The following is a 19,942-nucleotide window of genomic DNA, read 5'->3' as shown; positions in this document are numbered from 1 at the left end:
GCGGTCAGCTTAGGTCGTGCAGTTCCTTGACGATCGCCGGCCCGATCTGCAGGTCGGCAAAGCTGACCTCCAGGCCCTCGCGCTGCGGCGAACAGCAATAGGGCCCGACCTGCAGGGCCGCACCCTCTTCGCTCGCGAAGCGGCACAGCCGCAACAGCGGCCAGGTCTGCCCATCCAGGGAATACTGGAGGCGCAGCACCTCGGCGTTCAGCGTCATGCGCAACCAGAATCCCCTGACCGCATCCGGCATCGGCCCGAGGGCCCAGTCGGAATGCCCCAGGGTGAGGACGCTGCCCAGATGGGCGATGCCATCGTTGATCTCGAGCCCGGTCTTGCACCAGCGCTCGCTGCCCTGCCGCACCATCAGGCCGGCCTGGTCGTACAGCTCGGTAAAGGTCCCGGTGATCCGCACCTGCACGGTGAAGTCCGCGCCGGCCGCATAACCCCGGAAATGTCCGCTGTCACGTTCGAAGCCGTATTGGGTCTTCTGCCAGAAGTCGGTCTCGCGATCGGTGCTGATATGCAGCAGGCCGTCCGTATCGGACCAGCGCGTCGGCTCGTTCAGCCAATGGGCAGGCAGGGTCTTCGCAAGGGTCATGACAGGTATCCATGGCGGATGGGCTGCGCTCACGATAGATCACGGATGCCCGATGCGCCAAAGCCAGACGGTAAATCGTACTGCGAGGACCACGAGCAGAGTGCTGAGCGCTGTGCCAGGGGCCATTACCTGCCCTCCAGCGACTTTTTTGCAGGCATGAAAAAAGGGAGCCCTGAGGCTCCCCTGTTCAAGTACGTCTGCTGTCCTCTTGTATTTGTTGTCGGACGTCGACGTCATCGATCTTTAGTACGCCCCACCAACGAGGTGGGAAGTGAACAGATTACTTTGGTTGCTCTGGAGCGTTCCAAAATGATCGGTTCGCGAGCCTTGGCCGTCTTGTTCTTGTTGTGGGCGGTTAGCGGCGCATCTTGTTGTTCTTGTGCCAGTAATAAAGCACTCGCCGTGCCAACATTCATAAGTCGTTGAAAATCCTGGGTTTCTCTGATTCGAGGCTGGTGTGCAGGCAACTGTTGCGGAGGATTTCGTTACCTTTTCACTCGGCCATGAAGGATCTGGTTACGACATCCACCCGCTCGGTAACGTCATCGGGGCTCAGCGACTGTAGGTCGAGCGCTTGAGCGTAGCCTCGTTGTTGCGCTGGGCGGCGGGCCGTTCCGGGTTATCGGTGGGCAGGTACAGCAACCGCGTGGCCAGCACCTCGCGACGCGGCTTGATGTCGGGTCGCAGTGCCCCGCGCTGAGTCCGGTCGAAGTCGCGCAGATCGACGACCTGCATGCCGTCCTGAGCCGGTACCACGAACACCGGCAGGTTCGCGTGGATCATGGCGTCATAGCGACTCTCCTCGCCGAACCAGAGCATCGCCCGCGGATGCGGTGCGATCTTCTTGTGGCGGACCAGGATGTCATCGTCCGCCATGCGATTGAGCGCCTGGTGTTCCTGCCATTCCGAGGTGCGATCCAGAGCGATCCGCTCCCGGTCGGCACGGGCCATGGCCAGGGTCTTGAGTTGCTCGCGCACCTTGGCCACCTTGACCCGCTCTCCCCCTGCGGTGTGCCCGGCCCAGGTAAAGGTCAGCTGCCGGACCGGATCGGGAAAGCCATGCACCTTGCGGATCAGCTGCTTGGTATTGAAGGCGCCGCCCAGGGCCTTGCGCATGATGCGGGGCCGCGCCTCCGGCGCCAGCTCCAGTTCCAGGCGTGTCTGCTCGATCGCCGCGCTGAAGGCGGCCTTGCAGGTATTGATGGCCAGGATCTCCTCCATCAGCGGCTCGGCCAGGGCGATATAACCGGGCAGTCGGCTGACCGTACCCGGTGCCTGGCCGGGTTGCAGATGGAAGGCCAGCAAGGCATCGCGGGTGAGTTCCACCGCGGCGCTGCCCTCGAAGGACTCCGCCGCGATGTGGTCGGGCACCCGCTGTTGGGCCAGCAGCGGCAGCCGCCAGACCCGGGCAGCTATCACCTTCCCGGGCCAGCGTTCATTGAAGATAGCGATGCTCCGCTTGAGGTCTTCGAACGCGCTCTTGATGTCTTCGTACATGGCCAACTCCAACCTGATATCTACCAGATTGTAGCATTTACAAGAACTTGGACCTCTTCTTGATAGCTGTGCAGAGGATTATCATTAAGTGTATTTACGCTGTGGGGGTGGTATTGCTATTCAGGGGCTGCAGCTTCTGGGTAAATTGCGGACGGCCGTCCTGATCCCTGAGAGTGACCTGCAATTCAGCGGTCTTGCCGTCGATCTCCACCTCCCCGAAGAATTGAAAGTTGCTCAGCGGTGAGGTGTTGGCCTGGGGCGGCGCCTTCTGGAACACCACTTCGGGCCCGAAGGTGGCATCCAGCGGGTTGGGACCGAAGCTGCCGGCGTTCAGCGGCCCCGCCACGAATTCCCAGAAGGGTTCGAAATCCTGGAAGGCCGCCCTGTCCGGGTGATAGTGGTGCGCGGCGCAGTAATGCACGTCCGCGGTAAGCCAGACGGTGTTGCGGATCCCCTGCCGGGCGATGAAGCGCAGCAGGTCGGCCGTTTCCAGCTCGCGCCCCTTGGGGGCTCCGGGATCGCCGTTGGCGATCGCCTCCCAGCGCGCCTGGCCCTGCGCGTCCTTGCCATCCGGGACCTGCAGCCCGATGGGCATATCGGCCGCGATCACCTTCCAGGTCGCCTTGGACGCCTGCAGCTCCTTCTTCAGCCAGTCGAGTTGCTCCTGACCCAGAAAGGCGCCCTGACCGCCCTCCTCGCTACCCAGGTTGCTGTCGTTGCCGGCGCGATAGCTGCGCATGTCCAGCACGAAGACATCCAGCAGGGGGCCATAGGCGATCCGTCGATAGATGCGCCCTGCCCCGTCGGCCGAGACGCCCCGCATGGGCGCGTATTCCAGGAAGGCTTGGCGGGCCCGACCGCTCAGGACATTGATGTCCTTGACCTGGTAGCGATCGTCCAGCGTCTTGCTCGGCGACCAGTTGTTGGTGGTCTCGTGGTCGTCCCACTGCCACACCTGGGGCACCTCGGCGTTGAATCTCTTGAGGTGGGCGTCCATCAGGTTGTAACGATAGTTGCCGCGGAATTCGTCCAGGGTTTCCGCCACCTTGCTCTTGGCCTCGGTGGTGAGGTTGCGCCAGATGCGTCCCTCTTCCACCGTCAGCTGGGCCGGGACCGGGCCGTCGGCATAGATGGTGTCGCCGCTGTGCAGGAAGAAGTCCGGCCGCCGCTCGCGCATGGCGTTGTAGATGCGCATGCCGCCGATGTCGGGATTGATGCCAAAGCCCTGCCCCACGGTGTCGCCGCCCCAGACGAAGCGGATATCGCCGCGCTGACTGGGCGCCGAGCGCAGGTGGCCGATGACGGGCTCGCTGAGCGCGCCGCTGTCTACGTCTTCGAAGCGCACGCGGTAGAAGATGCGCTGATCGGCCGGCAGCCCGGCCAGGTCGATGCGGGCCGTGTAGTCCTGGGCCGCCGTGGTGACGGGTCCTGCCGCCTTGCGCAGGGAGCGAAAGCTCTCCTGGGTATCCCACTCCACCAGCAGCCGCGCCGGACGATCCGTCCGACTCCAGATCAGCGCCTGCCCGCCAGTGACATCCCCCGCCTGGACCCCATCGGGTATTCCCGGGCGCCCTGCTGGTGCGGCCCAAGTTCGCTGGCCCAGTGCGGGCAACAGCAGCGTGGCACCCAGGCCTTGCAGAACGCGACGACGATCGGGACGGATAAGGGACATGGCAACGGCCTCTGGCGGAAAAAGGCTAGCACTACCCCGTCTTGATGACCTGTTCGTGACAATAGGGGTATCAGGTGAAAGCCACGGTCCCTGTGGGGGTGGTATTAAAGTACGGGTGCTTTGGCCTGGGCGGTCTGAAATGGCATCATGGCGCCCCCATTACGATCCGCCGTTGTGGCCGTCGCGAAGTTGCTTGGAGCCCCCATGTCCGCCAGACCCTACATCACCGTCACCCCGCCCAACGTCGCGCTACATGGACGGGTCGCCCCACCCGGTTCCAAGTCCATCACCAACCGCGCCCTGCTGCTGGCAGCGCTGGCCAAGGGCACCAGCCGCCTGACCGGCGCCCTCAAGAGCGATGACACCCGGCACATGTCCGAGGCGCTGCGGCAGATGGGTGTCACCGTCGACGAACCCGATGCCACCACCTTCGTGGTGACCAGCTCCGGGCGCCTGCAGCAACCGGAAGCACCGCTGTTTCTCGGCAATGCCGGCACGGCGGTGCGCTTCCTGACCGCGGCGGTGGCCACCGTCGACGGCGCCGTGACCCTGACCGGTGACGCCTATATGCAGAAGCGGCCGATCGGTCCCCTGCTGGAGACCCTGAGCGCCAATGGCATCCAGGTGGAGGCGCCGAGTGGCTGCCCGCCGGTAACCGTTACCGGTCAGGGCCGTCTCACCGCGCGCCGCTTCGAGGTGGATGCCGGCCTGTCCAGCCAGTACGTCTCCGCCCTGCTGATGCTGGCCGCGCTCGGCAGCGAACCGGTGGACGTCGCCCTGCGCGGCAGCGACATCGGTGCCCGCGGCTATGTCGACCTGACCGTCGAGGCGATGCGCGCCTTCGGCGCCCAGGTCGAGCAGCTGGACGCCGCCACCTGGCGGGTCGCCCCGACCGGCTACGTCGCACGGGACTACTTCATCGAGCCGGACGCCTCCGCCGCCACCTATCTCTGGGCGGCCCAGGCCCTCACTGGCGGGACCATCGACCTGGGGGTGGCCGACGACGCCTTCACCCAGCCCGATGCCAAGGCCCTCGACCACATCGCCGCCTTCCCTCGGCTGCCGGCGGTCATCGACGGCTCGCAGATGCAGGATGCCATTCCTACCCTGGCGGTCCTGGCAGCCTTCAACGAAACCCCCGTGCGCTTCGTGGGCCTGGCCAATCTGCGCGTGAAGGAATGCGACCGGGTGGCGGCGTTGCACGACGGCCTCAACGCCATTCGCGCCGGTCTCGCCAGCGTCGAGGGTGACGACCTGCTGGTGGCGGCCGACCCTGCCCTGGCCGGTACCCGGACCGATGCCGTGATCGAGACCCACGCCGACCACCGGATCGCCATGTGCTTCGCCCTGGCCGGCCTGAAGGTGGCAGGCATCCGCATTCTGAACCCCGAATGCGTCGGCAAGACCTATCCTGAATACTGGAATGCCCTGCGCAGTTTGAACGTCCAGCTGAGCGAGGGTATCGAAGCCTAGGTAACGCCCGTCACACGCCCGCTCGCTGAATGGAATCCCCGCATGTCGACCTCTCTGCTCGAACAGCAGGCGCTTTTGCAGTTGACCTCCCACGCTCTGGTCATCACCGACCGTGACGGGTGCATCGAGCGTTGGAACCGCGGGGCAGAACTGCTATGTGGCTGGCCGGCCAGCGAAGCCCGGGGCCAGCGCTTCGCTGATCTGCTGACGTCGGGTCGGGACGCCGCCTTCCTGACCACCGCCCTGCATCAGGCGCTGGTCGACGAGCACGGCCAGGGCGCCGGCTGGATCACGGTGCAGGGCGGTACGCCACGCTGGGTGGAGATCGCCACTACCGCTCTGAAGGACGCCGAGCACCCGCTCGGCTTCGTGCATGTGCTGCAGGACAGGACCGATCAGCTGATAGCCGAGGAGCGGGTGCGACTGGCCCAGGAGGTCGGGCGCGTCGGTACCTTCGAGCTGTTACCCGGCGAGGCCCGACTGCTGGTGTCCTCGGGATTCTGCCAGCTGTGGGGCTTACCGGTCCGCCGCAGCTATCCCCTGGAAGAGCTGATCCGGCAGCTGCATCCCGACGACGTCTCCAGCCTGCGAACCCTGACCGCGGCGCCGGACGACGACGCCCTCGACTATCTCGAATACCGCATTCGCCGTGCCGACACCGGCGAGGAGCGCTGGCTCGGTCGGCGCGGCCAGTTGATGACCAGCCAGGGCGGCGGCCGCTATCTGGGCGTGTGCTACGACATCACCGAGCGCAAGCTCAACGAAGCCGCCATCACCGAACGCGATCTCTGGCTGCAGGAGCTGTACCACGGCATGCGCGAGGGCTTCTACATGGCCCAGGCGATCCGCGATGCCGCTGGCCGGATGGAGGATTTCCGTTTCCTGGAGGTCAATCCGGTCTTCGCCACCCTCACCGGCATCCCCCTGGATCAGGTCCTGGGGCGGACGCTGCGCCAATCCCTGCCGCAGCTGGAAGCCGACCTGCTGCCTGCCTATGTCGACTTCATGAACGGCGATGCCGAATTCACCCAGTTCGACATCCTGCTGCACCTGCAGCATGAACACTGGTACGAGGTGCGCGCCCACAAGCTGCCGGGCGATCGTTTCGCGGTATTGTTCATCGACATCAGCAATCATCGCCGCCAGGCTCAGGAGCTGGCGCGCAACGAGGCGCAGCTGCGCGCCATCATCAACTCCATCGACCAGATGGTCTGGGCCACCCGCCCCGATGGCCACCACTTCTATTTCAACAACCGCTGGTACGAATTCACCGGGGTGCCGGAAGGGTCCACGGAGGGCGAAGGCTGGGCCAACGTCTTCCACCCGGACGACCAGGAGCGCACCTGGAAGGTCTGGCACCACAGCCTCAGCACCGGCGAGCCCTACCATATCGAATATCGCCTGCGGCATCGCTCCGGGCGGTATCGCTGGGTGCTCGGCCGGGCGCAACCGGTGCGTGACGCCAAGGGCCGCATCGAGCAATGGTTCGGCACCTGCACCGATATCCAGAGCATCGTCGATGCGCGGGAGGTCCTCACCCGTTCGCGCCAGGAGCTGGAACAGCAGATCGAACTGCGCACCCGCGAGCGTGACCGGATGTGGCGCATCAGCCATGACCTCATGGTGATCTGCCGCGCCGATGGCGAGGTGAAGACGGTGAACAGCGCCGCCACCCGCCTGCTGGGACGGCGTGAGACCGATCTGGCCAGCATCCAGCTCACTGAACTCATCCATCCCGACGATCAGCGCCAGGTCTTCGATACCCTGCGCAGCCTGGGCCGCCAGCAGGGCTCGGCCAATCTCAGGGCGCGGTTGCGTGGCCGCGATGGCAGCTATCGCATCCTCGACTGGACCGCCAGCGCCGAAGATGAGCTGATCTACGCCGTGGGTCGCGACGTCACCGAGCAGCAGGAGCTGCAGGAGCAGTTGCGCCAGGCGCAGAAGATGGAAGCTGTGGGTCAGCTCACCGGTGGCATCGCCCACGACTTCAACAATCTGCTGACCGGCATCATGGGCAGTCTCGACATGCTGCAGCGGCACCAGAAGGCCGGTCGTCAGGACAAATTCGACCAGTATCTGCATTCGGCGCTGACCTCCGCCCAGCGCGCCGCCGCCCTCACCCAGCGGCTGCTGGCCTTTTCCCGGCGCCAGGCGCTGGATCTGCAGCCCATTCACGTCAACGACTGCGTGCGCTCCATGGAGGAGCTGCTGCTACGCAGTCTGCGCGGCGATATCGTCCTGCAGCTCGAGCTGGACGCCGGACTCTGGCAGGCGCTCACCGATGCTCACCAACTGGAAAGCGCCCTGCTCAACCTGGTCATCAATGCCCGCGATGCCCTGCCCCATGGCGGCACCGTCCGCATCGAGACGCGCAATGTCTATCTCAGCGACAGTGGCAATGGCCTGGACGCCGTGAGCGCCGGTGACTACGTGGCGCTGCTGGTGGAGGACAACGGCACCGGGATGCCACCCGAGGTCATGGCGCGCGCCTTCGACCCCTTCTTCACCACCAAGCCCATCGGCCAGGGCACCGGCCTGGGGCTGTCGATGATCTATGGCTACGCCAAGCAGTCCAAGGGGCATGTCCGGCTCGATTCCCTGCCCGGCCAGGGCACGACCGTGGGCCTCTACCTGCCCCGCTACCTGGGCGCCGATGTCGAGCCGCCGCGACTGGCCTCCCCTACGGTCATCCCTCACAGCGCCGGCAAGACCGTGCTGGTGGTGGAAGACGAACCCGTGGTCCGGCAGATGGTGGTGGATCTGCTGCGCGAACTGGGCTACGCGACCCTGCAGGCCGAAGACGCGCGCGGCGCCCTGCCGTTGCTGGAAAGCGGCCGTCCCATCGACCTGCTGCTGTCCGATGTCGGCCTGCCGGGCATGAACGGTCGCCAGCTGGCCGAGATCGCGCGGCAGCGCCGGCCCGGCCTCAAGGTACTGTTCGCCACCGGCTATGCCGAGGGGGCCCACCTGGAAGGCTATCTCGATCCCGGCATGACCCTGATCACCAAGCCCTTCAATCTCGACGCCCTGGCCACGCGTGTCGGTGAAACCCTGGCAGCCGATCCCCTGCCCCTCAGCTCGGCGGCTGTTGGCCCGCAAGACGGCGATAACTGAGCGGACTCTGGCCGGTGCCACGGCGGAAGAAGCGGGCGAAGTAGGCCGGATCGGCAAAGCCCAGGGCATCGGCGATCTCGCCCACCGATGCCTGGGTGTAGGTCAGGGTGCGGCGCGCCTCCAGCAGCAGGCGCTGGTGCACGATGGCCAGCGCCGAGGCACCGGCCAGCTGCCGGCAGAGGCCGTTCAGGTGTACTCCCGAGATCCCGAGCGCCGCCGCGTAGCGCCCCAGGCTCCAGTGCTCGCGATAATGCTGCTCCACCAGCGCCAGAAAGCGTCCCAGGTGCTGTTCGGCGCGTCGTGGCAGGGTCGCGCCCTGTTCGGGCCGATGCTGCCGCAGCAGCCAGATCGCCAGGCTGTCGAGCAGGGCTTCGAGCATGACCTCGCGACCGGGCTTGTGGCCCTCGTATTCGGCGACGAGCTGACCGATCAACTGATCGATCCAGGGGGCGTCGGGTCCGCTCAGGTCCAGGCACCCGGCCGCCAGGAACAGTCCCTGCCCGGCTCTCTGGCAGCGCTGCTTCAGGCGCTCCAGCTGAGGCACCGGCAGGGTGACCACGAAACCCTCCACCGAGGGCTCGAATTCGAAGGCATGCACGCACAACACCGGCAGCACCACCAGCAGCGGCCCGGTCCTTTCGCCCTGCCAGTCTTCCAGCTGCAGGCGCACCCCGCCCTGGCGCACATAGAGCAGCTGCGCTAGATCCGCATGACGATGGGTTTCGATATGCCAGGCATGCAGCCGACTGCGACTCTCGATGGTTTCGCAGTGCAGCAGGTCCGGCGCTGGCCAGGCCTGGGCCTCGCCATACAGCTTGAAGATGGGTGGCAAGGCAGTGGTCATCGTCAGTCCCTGGGCGATAGCCGCACGAATCATTGAAAAGTACCAGAAAGTATCGCAAAGGTCGCTGTCGATACCGGCGAAAACCGTCCAAAAATACCGGAGCCCCATAATAAACGGCGATCACGCCAGACAAGAGGACAGACTCCATGCGCACCCAAGTCGTCATCATCGGCGCGGGCCCTTCCGGACTGCTGCTGGGCCAGCTGCTCACCCGCTCGGGTATCGACAACGTCATCGTCGAGCGCCAGAGCGCCGACCACGTACTCAGCCGCATCCGTGCCGGCGTGCTCGAACAGGGCACGGTCGATCTGCTACGCCAGGCCGGCGTCGCCGGGCGGCTGGAACAGGAAGGCCAGGTGCATGAAGGTGTGGAGTTCGCCATCCACGGCCAGCGCGAGCGACTGGACCTGAACGATCTGCTGGGCGGACGCTGCGTCACCGTCTATGGCCAGACCGAGGTGACCCGCGACCTGATGGCCGCCCGCCAGGCCAGCGGCGCCCCTACCTTCTACCAGGCCAGTGAGGTCCAGCCCCACGAACTCAAGGGCGAGCGCCCTCATGTCACCTGCCAGGTCGCCGGTGAGACGCTGCGCATCGACTGCGATTACATCGCCGGCTGCGACGGCTTCCATGGCGTTTCGCGCCGCAGCATCCCGGACGGCGTGCTCACCGAATACGAGCGGGTCTATCCCTTCGGCTGGCTGGGCTTGCTGAGCGACACCCCGCCTGCCGCCGACGAACTCATCTACGTCAATCACCCGCGAGGCTTCGCGCTATGCAGCATGAGGTCCGCGACCCGCAGTCGTTACTACCTGCAGGTGGAAGCCGGGGACGCGGTGGAGAATTGGTCGGACGAGCGTTTCTGGGCGGAACTCAAGGCGCGCCTGCCGGCCGAGACGGCGGCCCAGCTGGTGACCGGTCCCTCGCTGGAAAAGAGCATCGCCCCGCTGCGCAGCTATGTGGTCGAACCCATGCAGTACGGCCGGCTGTTCCTGGTCGGCGATGCCGCCCATATCGTCCCGCCCACCGGCGCCAAGGGACTCAACCTGGCCCTGGGCGACGTGCGCAATCTGCACCTGCTGCTGGAACGCGCCTATCGCAGCGGCGACGCCAGCTGCCTCGAACGCTACTCGGCGCTCTGCCTGAAGCGGATCTGGGCGGCAGTGCGCTTCTCCTGGTGGATGACCACCGCCCTGCACCGTTTTCCGGATACCGATGCCTTCACCCAGCGGGTGCAGGACGCCGAACTCCAGGCGCTGCTCGATTCCAGAGCGGGTCGCACGACCCTCGCGGAAAACTACGTCGGATTGCCCTTCCCCGCCCTGGATTGATCGAGGTCGCCCGCAGGTGGTGACGGCTGCGCGTCTGATGCATGATGGCGCCCCCGTTCCACCTGGCGCCCTACCCTCATGCTCGAATTCGCCCTGGACCCCATGACCCTGACGCTGCTCGCCGGGGTCGCCTTCCTCGCCGGTTACATCGACGCCATCGCCGGCGGTGGCGGCCTGCTCACGGTGCCGGCGCTGCTGATGGCCGGCGTGCCGCCCCATCTGGCGATCGGCACCAACAAGCTCAGCTCGACCTTTGGCAGCGCTACCGCCGCCTACACCTTCTACCGCCGCAAGCTGTTCCATCCCCGTCAGTGGCGGCATGCGCTGCTGGCTACGGCCCTCGGTGCGGGGATCGGCGCCTTGGTCGCCCACCATCTCTCCGCGGACTTCCTCAATCAGCTGCTGCCGGTCGTGGTGTTCAGCTGCGCCCTCTATCTGCTGTTCGGCGGCACGCCCAAGGCACCGGTGCTCAGCGATGCGCCCGTGCCGCAACGGCGCCAATGGCCCCAGGGCATGACGCTGGGTGCCTACGACGGCCTGTTCGGGCCTGGTACGGGCGCCTTCTGGACGGTCAGCAGCCTGCTGCTCTATCCCCTGGATCTGCTCAAGGCCAGCGGCGTGGCGCGCACCATGAATTTCGTCAGCAACGGGGTCGCCCTGGTGATGTTCATCGCCTTGGGACAGGTGCTCTGGGTGCTGGGGCTGACCATGGGTCTGTCGCTGACGCTCGGGGCCTACCTGGGTGCGCGCAGCGCCATCGCCGGCGGCGCCAAGTTCATCCGCCCGGTGTTCATCTGCGTCGTGCTGGCGCTGACCGTCAAGCTAATCTGGCAGCACTGGTTCAGCGCCGCCTAGGCGCTCGACCCGATAGCGATCGATCAGAAAGCGCGAGATGGAAAAGGCCGGCGGCAGCGTCGGCAACTCGCGCAGGTGGAACCAGCGGGCATCTTCGATTTCATCCGGTTGGCACTGGATGTCGCCGCTCAGGTAATCGACGTGATAGCCCAGCATCAGGGAATGCGGATAGGGCCAGTTCTGGCTGCCCTGGTAGCGCAGGTTGGTGACCGAAACGCCCACCTCTTCCATGATCTCCCGGTGCACGCAGGCCTCCGCCGACTCGCCCGGCTCGACGAAGCCGGCCAGGGTGCTGAAGACCCCGGGCGCGAAACGGGGCGACCGCGCCAGTAGTACCTCGTCGCCGCGCGTGACCAGGGCGATCATGCTCGGCGACAGGCGCGGATACTGGGTGAGCTGGCAATTCGGGCATTTGAGGCCGCGCTGGCCATCGAGGGCGAAGGTGCGGGTACCGCACTGTCCGCAGAAGCGATGCTGGCGTGCCCAGGTCCCGATCTGATTGGCATAGCCCAGCAACTTGAACAGCGCATGGGGCGATTGCAGCATCAGCGGCCGCAAGGGTTGCCAGACGCAGCCCTCTATGTCCGGCGGGATATCCAGTTCGAGCAGGGTGACCGGCTGGGCCTGCCACTGGCCGAGGCCGTGGCGCTCTCCTTCGAATCCCTGCACCCGCGGATCGTCGCTGGCGAAGAGCACGTCCGCCCCCGAGGTCAGAAACGCCTGGCCGCTATGGACGACCAGCCAACCGCCAGAGGTTTGGGCAGTCTGGAACCAGCCGGGCTGCCAGACACTCATGCCGCAGCCGAGGTCCAGCCCAGGGCGCGAATGCTTTGCGCGGCGATATCGAGGATTTCCGGGGTACCGTCCTGACTCTCGGTGCCACCGCTTTCGACAAAGAATTCGATGCTGCTGAGGGCATCCGCCAGCACCTCGAGGGTCGCCGGCTCACAGGCCTGGCCGCCCTCGATCAGGCAGCGCTGGATGTAACCGGTGCAGGCACGCACCAGCTCGGCCGCCCGGGGATTGCCCAGGAAGAACAACGCCCCGCGGACGGTATCCAGCAGCGCCGGCACGGTGGCCAGGTGCAGGGCGTCGCCCCGCGAATCGAGGAAGGCACCGATGGCGCGCTTGGCGTCGGTCAGGCCCTTGTAGGCTTCCCGATGCAACAGCGCCTGGGCTTCGCCCAGCTGGTAATTGGCGACACTGACTTGGACGCCATCGGCTTCCAGCGGCACGTCGATCAGCGAGCCCTGCCCTTCGGGCTGGCCCAGCAGACTTTCCACCAGCAGCAGGGCATCGGCCAGGGGCGCGAGATCGTCCAGCACCAGGGACTTGTCGCGGAACTGGGATATGTTCGGCAGGCACTGCTGCAGGACCTGGCCGGCATTCTCCTGGCCAACCATCTCCAGCGTCTTGCCGAGCAGGCCGACCTGGACATACAGCCGGGAAAAGTTGTCGGAGCGTGGCAGCCGATTCTGCTCGGCGCCGTTGCGCAACTCGGTTTCAATGAGATCGATCAGGTCCTTGACCGTCTCCAGCTCTTCGCGGATGGCGGCCGACAGCGAATGCATCACGGCATGGCCCGGACCGGCGAGACGCTTCTTGCCGGCTTCGAGCTGGGCGTCGGTGAAACCCAGTCGCTCGAAACCGTAGGCATTCATGACTTCCTGCGGATGGGCACCCTCGACACCGGCCAGCGCCAGCAGATACAGCAATTCCTTGAGAGTGCTGCGCGCAGGCTCGTGCAATTCGTTACCCAGCATCTGGCGCAATTCGCGATCGACCCGGGCGAATAGCTGCTTGCGTTCACGGGTGGCGGTCAGGCGACCCTGGGCGAAGCCCTCGACGGTAGCCGCGGCGACCCAGGGCAGGTAGCCGCCGACCTGATCGTGCAGCAGCGCCGCGGAGCGCTCCAGCGCCCGCGCCATTAGGCGCAGACTGGCCACGCCATTGACGTCGCGCAGGAAGCCGAGCAGGCCGACCTGGTACATCTGGCGCATCCGGCGTGCCTGGGCCTGACGCTCGCGCAGGCCGAGGCGCGTGGTGGCGCTGATCAGCGGGCGCTGATCGAGGCGGACACTGAAGAAATAGCTTTCCGGGAGTTCGGGTTCGCCGCCCGCCAGGCGCAGGGCATTGATCGCCGGCAGCAGCAATTCGGGCATCTCGTCCTGGCCGCTGCGCAGCTGTTCGAGATAGCGGCGCAGGACATGCAGCCCACGGCAGATCGCCATGAGGTGCTCGTCATGCTCGGGACCGGCGCCGGCCGGGATGTCGTTGGCAATCTGCAGCGTCTGATGGGCGAGCAACTGGGCGCCTGCCAGCTCGATCAGCGTCAGGGCGCCGCGAATCTGGCCGATACTCTCGACCGCGCGCTGCAACAGGCTGCTGCAGTGCCGCTCGACGATGAATCGTTCAAGATGGCATTCAGCTTCCTCTATGGTCGCGAACAGCTGTTCGCGGACCAAGCTCAAAGCTCTTGCTCCGGTCACCATAGTGCCTTACGCCTCCTGCGCCATTACAACCTCGCCAACGCCATTTTAAAACGGGAAGAAAGGCTTGCTATTCCAACTGGAGCCTAGGTACCTGCGTCTTCCTGACCGGGCCACACTAATCATTCCAGGCGGACGGGGATTCGACCTCACGCCACGCCAGGGAACCTTGCTCTGGAACGCTAGACCTGTAAATCCACAAAAGCGAAGCGATAATTCCGAATCGTCATATGATTTTCAGGAACCAATAAAGTTCCGCGCAATTCGAAATTCGAGGCTTCATGCGGGCTCAAATGACCAGCCTGCAGCATCTTAGTTGAACAATAGCTGAAAATTGTGAGGTCTTTCAGCTTATTCGGACGAACGCGAACGCCCGGTCAGGCACTGACCGGGCGCTGGGGAGAAGGGAGGAAGGCGTTATTCGGCTCCGGCGCCCGCCAGCCAGAGCGGGGTCCGGCCACAGCTCTTCTCGATGGCCGCCATGCGCGCCGCATGGGCATCGAGATCGGCGCTGCTGGCATTGATCACGCGAGTGCGCTGGCGATCGGCCGGCAGTCGCCGGATCGGCATGACGTAGTTGCCATCGCCATTGCCTTCCTGACCATGCGCAGCCAGCGACAGGCTGGTCTGGCCACCAGTCATGGCCAGGTAGACGTCGGCGAGGATCTCGGCGTCCAGCAGGGCGCCGTGCAGCTCGCGGTTGGAGTTGTCTACGCCATAGCGCTTGCAGAGCGCATCCAGGCTGTTGCGCTGCCCGGGATGCCGACCACGCGCCATGACCAGGGTGTCGAGCACCGAGCAGTGCTGGGTGATGTCGGCCCGCTCGGGATGGGCACCCAGCCGGGCGAACTCCATGTTGATGAAGCCCACGTCGAAGGGTGCGTTGTGGATGACCAGCTCGGCGCCTTCGATGAATTCGAAAAAGCTGTCGGCGATCTCGGCGAAGCGCGGCTTGTCGGCAACGTATTCGTCGGTGATGCCGTGGACCGCGATGGCGCCTTCGTCGATCTGCCGATCCGGATTGAGATAGACATGGAAGTGCCGCCCGGTCAGTCGCCGGCCAATGACCTCCACCCCACCGATCTCGATGATTCGATGGCCATCGGTCACCGGCATGCCGGTGGTTTCGGTATCCAGAACTACGTATCTCATCGCTAACCTCTTGGCTGGTTACGCCTTGGCGGCCTGCTTGGCCTGCCGGACTTCATCGACACCGCGGTTGGCCAACTGGTCGGCCCGCTCGTTCTCGGGATGGCCGGTGTGACCGCGCACCCAGCGCCACTCGACCTGATGGCGCTGAACCTGCTCGTCCAGGGCCTGCCACAATTCGGCATTCTTCACCGGCTGGCGCGCGGCGGTCTGCCAGCCGCGCTTCTTCCAGTTCACCAGCCACTGGGTGATGCCCTTCATCACGTACTCGGAGTCGGTGGTCAGGCGGATCTGGCAGGGGCGCTTGAGCGCCGCCAGCGCCTGGATGGCCGCCATCAGCTCCATGCGGTTGTTGGTGGTGTTGGCTTCGCCACCCCAGAGCTCGCGCTCCGCACCCTTGAATTTCAGCAAGGCACCCCAGCCGCCCGGGCCGGGATTGCCCTTGCAGGCGCCGTCGGTAAAGACCTCGACGATGTCGTCACTCATTGGATTCACTCGATTCGCGGCGGCTGATCTTGGCCACCGGCATGGGCACCAGCTTGCCACGCGGTTCCTTGCGCGCCTGGGGCACGGGGCGCAGGCCGAACATCAGCTTGCGCGCCGACAGCAGATAGAAGCCCGCCCCCGCCGCCTGTTCGCAGTTGGGTTCGGCCTCACCCTGCTCCATCCAGGCCAGCCGCTGCTGCCACTTGGGGGATGAAAGCGGCGGACGATAACACCCGAAGCGGCGTTTCTCCAGCGCGAAGCCCAGTACCGAGAGCCAGTCGCCGACCCGGCTGGGGCCAAAGCAACGGGCCTTGCGCAGGGCATCCCGCGCCAGGTAATGGCGCATGCCCCAGAGACTCCAGGGGTTGATGCCCACCACCACCAGATGCCCGCCCGGGCGCACGCTCAGTGCTGCTTCGCGCAACAGCCGATGGGGCGCCAGGGAGAAGTCCAGACCGTGTTGCAGGAGGACCACGTCGGCGGCGTGCTCACCCAGCGGCCAGGCGCCCTCCTCGCAGACGATGTCGACATCCCCCAGGGGCGGACCGATGCGCACCGCATGGCGGAGCTGGCCGCAATTGGCCGGCGCCTCGGGGTGCGGACCGTAATGGATCAGATAGCTGCCGAAGTGACGCTTGAGCTCTTCGTCGATCAGCACCCGCTCCTGCTCCAGCAGCAACTGGCCCAGCGGGCCGGCCAGCCATTCCCGTGCCGAGCTCATCAATTTCAGCCAGCGCGGATCGACCTGGGCGGAGAATTCATCGTGCATCGTCTGGTCCTCTCATACTGAAGCCTAAGCCCTTCCACCGACTGCTACCCTAGGGGCCAGCCGTCCGACCAGAGAGCCCATCCATGTTCGACATCCTTCCGCTGCCCGCTTTCAACGATAACTACATCTGGCTGATCAAGGACGCCGCGACAAGACAGGCGGTCGTGGTCGATCCCGGCGATGCAGCCCCCGTCCTGGCCTGGCTCGACGCCCATCCGGACTGGCGCCTCTCCGACATCCTGATCACCCACCATCATAACGACCACACCGGTGGCATCGCCGCCCTCAAGCAGCGCAGCGGCGCCCGGGTCAGCGCGCCAGCCGACGAACGCATCGCCGCGGTCGATCTGCCGCTGACCGACGGCCAGCAACTGGAGGTGCTGGGTACGCGCTTCGAAGTCCTGCGCGTGCCTGGCCATACCGCCGGTCATATCGCCTTCCATGTCCCTGGCGAGCGGCCCCTGCTGTTCAGCGGCGATACCCTCTTTTCGGCCGGCTGTGGCCGCCTCTTCGAAGGCACGCCCAGCCAGATGCTCAGCTCGCTGCAGCGCCTGGCCGAGTTGCCGGACGCCACTGAAATCTACTGTGGCCATGAATACACCCTGAACAACCTGCGTTTCGCCGAGGCAGTGGAGCCGGACAATGCCGCGGTCCGGGAGGCCCTGGCCGAGACCCGGCAACTCAGGGACGCCGAGCGCCCCACCCTGCCCTCCAGCCTGGGCCGCGAACGCCAGATCAACCCCTTCCTGAGAACCGGCGAAAGCAGCGTGCGCCAACGCCTGCAGGAAGAACGCGCGGTGCCGGCCGAGGCGTCGGAGGATACCTATTTCGCCGCCTTGCGCGGCTGGAAGGACACGTTCTGACACCTATTGCCCAGATCCTGCCAGAGCGCTGAAACCCAGGGTTTTCGGTCGTCGTACAGGTCACAGGCCAAGGGGTTGTTCCTTGACCCCCCGGGATGCGGTTCCTAGAATCGCCCATCCTTCAGCTCCCGGAAAGCCCAGACCGATGCCGCCAGCGACGCCGAAAACCCGCGAAATAGACGTGCTGGCCACCTCCTTCAAAGTCTCGGCGCTCTGCCTCGCCGTCTTCCTCGCCGGCTGTCAGAGCAATCAGCAGCCCGATAATCGTGCCTACCAGGCCGATCTGCACATGACGCCCAGCAAGATCCAGCGCCCGCCGGAATGGCTGCGCAAGGCGCCGACCGCGGCAGCGACCAGTGGCGACATCTGGGACCGGGTACGGGACGGCTATCAGTTGCAGGGCGCCGGCGACAACGGCACCAACCCGCGCATCGATCGCCAGCGCCTCTGGTACGCCAGCCACGAAGCCGCCCTTGCGCAGTCCTGCAGTCGCGGTGCGCCCTATCTGCATTACATCGTCGAGCGCCTGGAAGAGCGCAACATGCCGCTGGAACTGGCCCTGCTGCCGGTGGTGGAAAGCTCCTTCAACCCCAATGCCCTCTCACGCAGCGCCGCCTCCGGGCTGTGGCAGTTCATCCCCACCACGGGGAAGTACTTCAATCTGCGCCAGACCCGCTTCTATGACGGTCGCCGCGACATCACCGCCTCGACCAATGCCGCCCTGGATTACCTGAGCAAGCTGCACGACATGTTCGGCGGCGACTGGCTGCTGGCGCTGGCCGCCTACAATGCCGGCGAAGGCACGGTCAGCCGCGCCATCGAGCGCAACCAGTCGCTGGGCCTGCCCACCGACTACTGGAATCTGTCGTCGCTGCCTCCGGAAACCCAGGACTACGTGCCCAAGCTGCTCGCCGTCTCCCAGATCGTGCGCAACCCGGACGCTTACGGCCTGGCCCTGGAATCCATCCCGGACGAGCCCTACTTCGAAGTGGTGGACATCAAGCAGCACCTGGACCTGGCCCGGGTGGCGGAGCTTGCGGACCTGGATGCCAACGAACTCTATCGCCTCAATCCCGCCTACACCCAGCGCGTGACCATGGACGGCCCCAAGCACCTGCTGGTGCCGGCGGAAAAGGCCAAGCGCCTGGTCGCGACCCTGCCCAACATCGCCTCCGACGCCGTGGTGCAATGGCAGGAATACCAGGTGCGCCGCGGCGACACCATGCGCAGCGTGGCCAAGCGCAATCGCGTGAGCGTCGAGCAACTCGCCGCTCTCAACAAGCTCAGCAGCAGCAGCCGCCTCTCCGCAGGCCGGGAACTGATGATTCCGCGCCGCGAGACCGGCAAGACCACCACCCCGCTGGAAACCATCGCCGTGGCCGAAGAGCCCGTCGTGCGGACCTACAAGGTGCGGACCGGCGACAGCCTCTGGTCCATCGCCCGGGCCAACGAGGTGGAACTGTCCGACCTCAAGCGCTGGAACGATCTCGGCAAGCGGGGCCTCAAGGTCGGCGAGACCCTGAAGCTGCACGGCACGGGCAGCAGCAGCGCCTCCGCCGTGGCGATGCCGGCGTCCTATACCGTCAAGACCACCCAGGCCGCGGCCAAGACGACCAAGACCGCCAAGGCCGCGCCCACCTACTACAGGGTCAAGGCCGGCGATTCGCTCTACCAGATCGCCAAGCGCTACAACATCGGCGTGCAGGCGCTGCAGGACTGGAATCCGCGCATCGCCTCCGCCCTGACCCCCGGTCAGACCCTGACGCTGTTCCTCAACTGAGGCGTGACCGCTCACCGCAGCGGTCAACCAGCGCTTTTGTCCCGGGTATCGACCTGCTACCTTACCGCCCCACCCGTGCCTGACCCCTAGCGGAGTCAGGCCAAGATCTCGCTCTGACCTGCGCAGAGCCCTGCCCAACCCGGACCTCAGCCCAAGGCTGCTGCTCGGGAATCAACACAGAAGAGGAAAAAACCATGGGATTTCTCGCCGGTAAGCGCGTTCTCATCGTCGGCGTCGCCAGCAAGCTGTCCATCGCCTCCGGCATCGCCGCGGCCATGCACCGCGAAGGCGCCGAGCTGGCCTTCACCTACCAGAACGAGAAGCTCAAGGGTCGCGTCGAAGAATTCGCCGCGGGCTGGGGTTCCAATCCAGAGCTGTGCTTCCCCTGCGACGTTGCCGACGACGCCCAGATCGAAGCCGTGTTCGCCGCGCTGGCGAAGAAGTGGGATGGTCTGGACTGCATCGTCCACTCGGTCGGCTTCGCCCCGGGCGACCAGCTGGACGGCGACTTCACCGCCGTGACCACCCGTGACGGCTTCAAGATCGCCCACGACATCAGCGCCTACAGCTTCGTCGCCCTGGCCAAGGCTGGTCGCGAGATGATGCGCGGCCGTAACGGCAGCCTGCTGACCCTGTCCTACCTGGGCGCCGAGCGCACCATGCCCAACTACAACGTCATGGGCATGGCCAAGGCCAGCCTCGAGGCCGGCGTCCGTTACCTGGCCGGCAGCCTTGGCCCGGAAGGCACCCGCGTCAACGCCGTGTCCGCCGGTCCCATCCGCACCCTGGCCGCCTCGGGCATCAAGAGCTTCCGCAAGATGCTGGCCGCCAACGAGCGCCAGACGCCCCTGCGTCGCAATGTGACCATCGACGAAGTTGGCAATGCCGGCGCCTTCCTCTGCTCCGACCTGGCGTCGGGCATCAGCGGCGAGATCCTCTACGTCGACGGTGGCTTCAACACCACCGCCATGGGTCAGCTGAACGACGACGAGTGATCGCGGCAGCTACCTGATCACTGCGAA

At 65.6% G+C, this 19,942-nt stretch carries 16 protein-coding genes; 7 read left to right on the top strand and 9 right to left on the bottom strand.

The features are described from left to right. Positions 1-4: 4 nt before the first annotated feature. The 3 genes from POR01S_RS04800 to POR01S_RS04790 all read right to left on the bottom strand — a co-directional run bounded on the left by POR01S_RS04800 (position 5) and on the right by POR01S_RS04790 (position 3,767). Positions 5-598, bottom strand: coding sequence for a DUF1349 domain-containing protein (locus POR01S_RS04800; RefSeq protein WP_042134108.1), 594 nt, complete (start codon positions 596-598; stop codon positions 5-7). Between the two features lie 552 nt (positions 599-1,150). Then, positions 1,151-2,095 (bottom strand): DNA replication terminus site-binding protein, encoded by a 945-nt coding sequence (locus tag POR01S_RS04795; RefSeq protein WP_042134106.1) that lies wholly within the window; start codon positions 2,093-2,095, stop codon positions 1,151-1,153. 94 nt (positions 2,096-2,189) lie between these two features. Beyond that, a complete protein-coding gene (locus POR01S_RS04790) occupies positions 2,190-3,767 on the bottom strand; it encodes an alkaline phosphatase D family protein (RefSeq protein WP_042134104.1) in 1,578 nt (525 codons plus the stop codon). A 204-nt stretch (positions 3,768-3,971) separates the two neighbouring features. Here POR01S_RS04790 and POR01S_RS04785 point away from each other — a divergent pair, with 204 nt between their 5' ends. Continuing rightward, entirely contained in the window at positions 3,972-5,240 is a 1,269-nt protein-coding gene (locus POR01S_RS04785; protein WP_042134100.1) for a 3-phosphoshikimate 1-carboxyvinyltransferase, read from the top strand. Between the two features lie 42 nt (positions 5,241-5,282). Next, positions 5,283-8,354, top strand: coding sequence for a hybrid sensor histidine kinase/response regulator (locus tag POR01S_RS04780; RefSeq protein WP_042134099.1), 3,072 nt, complete (start codon positions 5,283-5,285; stop codon positions 8,352-8,354). On the opposite strand, the gene POR01S_RS04775 is transcribed toward POR01S_RS04780, so the two are convergent. Further along, on the bottom strand, positions 8,314-9,198 hold the full coding sequence (locus tag POR01S_RS04775) for a helix-turn-helix domain-containing protein (protein ID WP_037007914.1): 885 nt from the start codon (positions 9,196-9,198) through the stop codon (positions 8,314-8,316). The two genes, POR01S_RS04780 and POR01S_RS04775, sit on opposite strands and share 41 nt — an antisense overlap. A gap of 146 nt (positions 9,199-9,344) precedes the next feature. Here POR01S_RS04775 and pobA point away from each other — a divergent pair, with 146 nt between their 5' ends. Both pobA and POR01S_RS04765 read left to right on the top strand, forming a co-directional pair. Then, the gene (gene pobA, locus POR01S_RS04770; RefSeq protein WP_042134097.1) at positions 9,345-10,529 is read left to right on the top strand and encodes a 4-hydroxybenzoate 3-monooxygenase; all 1,185 of its coding nucleotides are present in this window, start codon (positions 9,345-9,347) and stop codon (positions 10,527-10,529) included. A 78-nt stretch (positions 10,530-10,607) separates the two neighbouring features. Then, complete coding sequence (locus POR01S_RS04765; RefSeq protein WP_042134095.1) at positions 10,608-11,384, top strand: TSUP family transporter; 777 nt, start codon at positions 10,608-10,610, stop codon at positions 11,382-11,384. Here POR01S_RS04765 and nudC read toward each other — a convergent pair. The 5 genes from nudC to POR01S_RS04740 form a co-directional block, all read right to left on the bottom strand. Further along, positions 11,352-12,179: an NAD(+) diphosphatase gene (gene nudC, locus POR01S_RS04760; RefSeq protein ID WP_042134093.1), complete on the bottom strand. Its 828-nt coding sequence runs from the start codon at positions 12,177-12,179 to the stop codon at positions 11,352-11,354. The genes POR01S_RS04765 and nudC overlap by 33 nt on opposite strands. Beyond that, on the bottom strand, positions 12,176-13,876 hold the full coding sequence (locus tag POR01S_RS04755) for a FimL-related protein (RefSeq protein WP_042134092.1): 1,701 nt from the start codon (positions 13,874-13,876) through the stop codon (positions 12,176-12,178). Before POR01S_RS04755 ends, nudC begins: the two co-directional genes overlap by 4 nt. 414 nt (positions 13,877-14,290) lie before the next feature. Continuing rightward, positions 14,291-15,025, bottom strand: coding sequence for a DNA polymerase III subunit epsilon (gene dnaQ / locus POR01S_RS04750; protein ID WP_027599364.1), 735 nt, complete (start codon positions 15,023-15,025; stop codon positions 14,291-14,293). Positions 15,026-15,043: 18 nt separating this feature from the next. Next, positions 15,044-15,508 (bottom strand): ribonuclease HI, encoded by a 465-nt coding sequence (rnhA, locus tag POR01S_RS04745; RefSeq protein WP_007161713.1) that lies wholly within the window; start codon positions 15,506-15,508, stop codon positions 15,044-15,046. Continuing rightward, complete coding sequence (locus POR01S_RS04740; RefSeq protein WP_007161712.1) at positions 15,501-16,277, bottom strand: methyltransferase domain-containing protein; 777 nt, start codon at positions 16,275-16,277, stop codon at positions 15,501-15,503. The genes rnhA and POR01S_RS04740 overlap by 8 nt, the downstream gene beginning before the upstream one ends. An 83-nt stretch (positions 16,278-16,360) precedes the next feature. Here POR01S_RS04740 and gloB point away from each other — a divergent pair, with 83 nt between their 5' ends. The 3 genes from gloB (at position 16,361) to fabI (ending at position 19,915) form a co-directional block, all read left to right on the top strand. After that, positions 16,361-17,140, top strand: a complete 780-nt coding sequence (gene gloB, locus POR01S_RS04735; RefSeq protein WP_042134090.1) for a hydroxyacylglutathione hydrolase — start codon at positions 16,361-16,363, stop codon at positions 17,138-17,140. Positions 17,141-17,285: 145 nt separating this feature from the next. Next, on the top strand, positions 17,286-18,920 hold the full coding sequence (locus POR01S_RS04730; RefSeq protein WP_156045007.1) for a lytic transglycosylase domain-containing protein: 1,635 nt from the start codon (positions 17,286-17,288) through the stop codon (positions 18,918-18,920). A 194-nt stretch (positions 18,921-19,114) separates the two neighbouring features. Further along, on the top strand, positions 19,115-19,915 hold the full coding sequence (fabI, locus tag POR01S_RS04725) for an enoyl-ACP reductase FabI (protein ID WP_042134086.1): 801 nt from the start codon (positions 19,115-19,117) through the stop codon (positions 19,913-19,915). The last annotated feature ends 27 nt before the right edge of the window (positions 19,916-19,942 follow it).

Source organism: Pseudomonas oryzihabitans NBRC 102199, assembly GCF_000730625.1.
GTDB classification, from domain to species: domain Bacteria; phylum Pseudomonadota; class Gammaproteobacteria; order Pseudomonadales; family Pseudomonadaceae; genus Chryseomonas; species Chryseomonas oryzihabitans.
Note: the sequence above shows the minus strand (reverse complement) of the source record. Positions and strands in the feature narration are given on the sequence as shown.

Excerpts from the sequence above, each read along its gene's own strand:
- gloB (WP_042134090.1), top strand. The coding sequence starts at position 16,361 with ATGTTCGACATCCTTCCGCTGCCCGCTTTCAACGATAACTACATCTGG.
- POR01S_RS04785 (WP_042134100.1), top strand. The coding sequence starts at position 3,972 with ATGTCCGCCAGACCCTACATCACCGTCACCCCGCCCAACGTCGCGCTA.
- fabI (WP_042134086.1), top strand. The coding sequence starts at position 19,115 with ATGGGATTTCTCGCCGGTAAGCGCGTTCTCATCGTCGGCGTCGCCAGC.
- dnaQ (WP_027599364.1), bottom strand. The coding sequence starts at position 15,025 with ATGAGATACGTAGTTCTGGATACCGAAACCACCGGCATGCCGGTGACC.
- POR01S_RS04775 (WP_037007914.1), bottom strand. The coding sequence starts at position 9,198 with ATGACCACTGCCTTGCCACCCATCTTCAAGCTGTATGGCGAGGCCCAG.
- POR01S_RS04730 (WP_156045007.1), top strand. The coding sequence starts at position 17,286 with ATGCCGCCAGCGACGCCGAAAACCCGCGAAATAGACGTGCTGGCCACC.
- nudC (WP_042134093.1), bottom strand. The coding sequence starts at position 12,179 with ATGAGTGTCTGGCAGCCCGGCTGGTTCCAGACTGCCCAAACCTCTGGC.
- POR01S_RS04755 (WP_042134092.1), bottom strand. The coding sequence starts at position 13,876 with ATGGTGACCGGAGCAAGAGCTTTGAGCTTGGTCCGCGAACAGCTGTTC.
- POR01S_RS04780 (WP_042134099.1), top strand. The coding sequence starts at position 5,283 with ATGTCGACCTCTCTGCTCGAACAGCAGGCGCTTTTGCAGTTGACCTCC.
- pobA (WP_042134097.1), top strand. The coding sequence starts at position 9,345 with ATGCGCACCCAAGTCGTCATCATCGGCGCGGGCCCTTCCGGACTGCTG.
- POR01S_RS04765 (WP_042134095.1), top strand. The coding sequence starts at position 10,608 with ATGCTCGAATTCGCCCTGGACCCCATGACCCTGACGCTGCTCGCCGGG.
- POR01S_RS04800 (WP_042134108.1), bottom strand. The coding sequence starts at position 598 with ATGACCCTTGCGAAGACCCTGCCTGCCCATTGGCTGAACGAGCCGACG.
- POR01S_RS04795 (WP_042134106.1), bottom strand. The coding sequence starts at position 2,095 with ATGTACGAAGACATCAAGAGCGCGTTCGAAGACCTCAAGCGGAGCATC.
- POR01S_RS04790 (WP_042134104.1), bottom strand. The coding sequence starts at position 3,767 with ATGTCCCTTATCCGTCCCGATCGTCGTCGCGTTCTGCAAGGCCTGGGT.
- rnhA (WP_007161713.1), bottom strand. The coding sequence starts at position 15,508 with ATGAGTGACGACATCGTCGAGGTCTTTACCGACGGCGCCTGCAAGGGC.
- POR01S_RS04740 (WP_007161712.1), bottom strand. The coding sequence starts at position 16,277 with ATGCACGATGAATTCTCCGCCCAGGTCGATCCGCGCTGGCTGAAATTG.